This window comes from Agrococcus sp. HG114, from assembly GCF_024723325.1.
Taxonomy (GTDB): domain Bacteria; phylum Actinomycetota; class Actinomycetes; order Actinomycetales; family Microbacteriaceae; genus Agrococcus.
Genome location: NZ_JANQCH010000259.1, coordinates 1 through 698 on the forward strand (window position 1 = coordinate 1; position 698 = coordinate 698).

The 698-nt window shown below is 78.4% G+C and carries 1 protein-coding gene; it reads right to left on the bottom strand.

Annotated features, from left to right (window positions below; genetic code table 11):
* The coding region (locus NWP09_RS13120) for a ComEC/Rec2 family competence protein (RefSeq protein WP_258275926.1) at positions 1-698 on the bottom strand (698 nt) is incomplete at both ends.

Below are 698 nucleotides of genomic sequence, written 5' to 3' on the forward strand. Positions count from 1 at the left end.
CGCCGCGAGGCCGACGACCGTGACGATCGGCGCGGCGGGACCGGCGAGCAGGTTCGCGAGCACCGAGACGACGCTCACGCGCGCGTCGAGGCCGACGAGCACCGGGAGGCACCACAGCTGCGCCGCCGCGGGCACGGCCACGAGTGCCGCGAGCGGCATCGGCAGGGCTCGGGCGAGCATCGCCGCGATCGGGCGCGCGTGGACGATGAGCCCGCACGTCGCGAGGGCCGACAGCGCGAAGCCCGCGCTCGTCGCGAGATGCGGCTGCACGCCGAGCACGACGAGCACCGCGAGGGCGAGCAGCGCGATCGCGCCCGATCGCCGCCCCGTGACGATGCCGACGAGCGCGATCGCCGCCATCGTGCCCGCCCGGACGACCGAGGGCTCCGGGGTCACGAGCACCACGAACCCGGCGAGGGCCCCGGCCGCCGCGGCGACGCGCACCCCGCGCCGGGCGCCGAGCGCCGCGGCCAGCTGGAACGCGGCGCCCACCACGATCACGCAGTTCGCGCCGGAGACGGCGGTGAGGTGGCTGAGCCCCGCGTCGAGCATGGCCGTGCGCAGCGTCGCGCTCACGCGGCGCTCGTCGCCGATCGCGAGGCCGGGGAGCAGCTCGCCGCCCATGCCCGGCAGCTGCGACGACGCGGCGAGCAGCCCGTCGCGGAGCGGGCCCGCCCACGCGGCCCACGGCTCCGGTT